Source organism: Polaromonas sp. P1_E1_2, assembly GCF_056406035.1.
Genome location: NZ_JBFUAZ010000695.1, coordinates 1 through 2059 on the forward strand (window position 1 = coordinate 1; position 2059 = coordinate 2059).

Below are 2059 nucleotides of genomic sequence, written 5' to 3' on the forward strand. Positions count from 1 at the left end.
ATGCAGAGCCGGAAAGCCTGGTGGCATTCAAGGCGCAAGGCGTTGTCACCGCTGAAGGGTTGCGTCAGGCCAGGGAGCTCGGCGCGCTTTCGCGCATGGCCCAAAATGCCACGGGCARCACGGCTTACACCGCCTCGTTGGGTTTTCGCCGTGGCGTGCCTGAGCTGGTTGTCGCCAGCAGCCTGCAAGGCATGGCGCTCAACCTGCCCGCGCCCCTGAGCAAGACCGCAGAAGCGGCATTGCCGCTGCGGTTTGAGAATTCGCTTGTGCCGACCTCCATGGGGCCGGGGCAAAAGCTGGAGGACCAGCTTTCGGTAACCATTGGCCGTGTGGCGTCCGTCATGTATGTGCGCGACGTCAGCGGCAGCGAACCTCGTGTGATGCGGGGCGGAATCGGCGTCGGGCTGGAGCCGGGGGAGACAGTGCCCGTGCAGGAAGCCGGTGTGGCGGCCAATATCAACCTGGCCCACGTGGACCTCGATGCCTGGCAAAAAATACTGGCAGATTCTTCTTCCGGCAGCGCGCTCCAGACACCTCCGCCGGTGGCTGCCACTGCGGCGACCAACCGGGCCGCCGCGAACGCGTCCCTGACTTATCTGCCGACCTCCATGGCCATTCGCGCAAAGGAGCTGGTGATTGAAGGGCGCAAGCTGAACAACGTGGTGGTGGGAGGCTCCCGTGAAGGCCTGACATGGCGTGCAAATATCGACGCGTCGGAGCTCAATGGATATGTCGAATTCCGGCAGCCTGGCGGCATAGGGGCCGGGCGGGTCTATGCGCGGCTTTCCCGTTTGAGCCTGGCGCCAGGTACGGCCAGTGACGTGGAAGCGATCCTGAACGAGCAGCCCGCCAGCATCCCTGCCCTGGACATCGTGGTGGAAGACCTGGAGCTGCGCGGAAAAAAGCTGGGGCGGGTCGAGATCGACGCCGTCAACCGCGGAGCGTCTGCCGCGGCCCGCGAGGGCGTGCGCGAATGGCGCCTGAACAAGTTCAATGTGATCCTTCCCGAGGCGGTGCTGACGGCAACGGGCAACTGGGTGGCGATCAATGCCCAGAGCGTTGCGACAAATGCGCCGCGTGCCGCGCGCGCGGCTGCCGAGCGCCGCCGCACCGTGATGAATTTCAAGCTGGACATCGCCGATTCGGGTGAGCTGCTCAAGCGCTTTGGCATGGGTGAGGTCATTCGCCGTGGCAAGGGCAAACTGGAGGGGCAGGTCGCGTGGATGGGGTCACCTCTCAGCCTGGACTATCCCAGCATGAGCGGACAGTTCAACGTCAATGTGGAGTCGGGGCAGTTTGTCAAGGCTGACCCGGGCATCACAAAACTGCTGGGTGTGCTGAGCCTGCAGTCTTTGCCCAGGCGGCTGACCCTGGATTTCCGGGACGTTTTTTCCGAAGGCTTTGCCTTTGACTTTGTCCGCGGCGACATCAATATCAACCAGGGCGTCGCCTATACCAACAACCTGCAGATGAAGGGCGTGAATGCGGCCGTGCTGATGGAGGGTAGTGCCGATATTGCCAAGGAGACGCAGAACATCAAGGCGGTCGTGGTGCCGGAAATCAATGCCGGTACGGCTTCCCTGATCGCCACAGTCATCAATCCGGCCATCGGCCTGGGCAGCTTCCTTGCCCAGATGTTCCTGCGCCGGCCTTTGATGCAGGCGGCGACCCAGGAATTCCACATTGAAGGAACCTGGTCTGACCCGAAAATCATCAAGGTGGATCGCAAGGCACAGGCTGCAGCAGAGCCTGTTCAGGAGGTTCGTTAACCATGAAGATAGCTGCCATCCAGATGGTCTCAGGTACGCGCGTGCAGGACAACCTTGCCGCAGCCCGCAGCCTGCTTGAGCAGGCTGCGGCGCAGGGCGCCGAACTGGCCGTGCTGCCGGAATATTTCTGCATCATGGGCTTCAAGGACACCGACAAGCTGAAAGTCCAGGAGAGCGTCGGAACGGGCTTGATACAGGACTTCCTGAGCCGGTCGGCGCGTGAGCTCGGCTTGTGGATCGTGGGCGGCACGCTGCCCATGGCCACGTCTGATCCGGCGCGCGCGCGCAAC

The 2059-nt window shown here is 62.8% G+C and carries 2 protein-coding genes; both read left to right on the plus strand.

Annotation, left to right across the window (positions count from 1 at the left end; all coding sequences use genetic code 11):
- Positions 1-1769 (plus strand): YhdP family phospholipid transporter (locus AC1D1P_RS21830; RefSeq protein WP_477674416.1); only part of this gene is annotated, 1769 nt, incomplete at its 5' end.
- Between the two features lie 2 nt (positions 1770-1771).
- The coding region (locus AC1D1P_RS21835; protein WP_477674417.1) for a nitrilase-related carbon-nitrogen hydrolase at positions 1772-2059 on the plus strand (288 nt) is incomplete at its 3' end.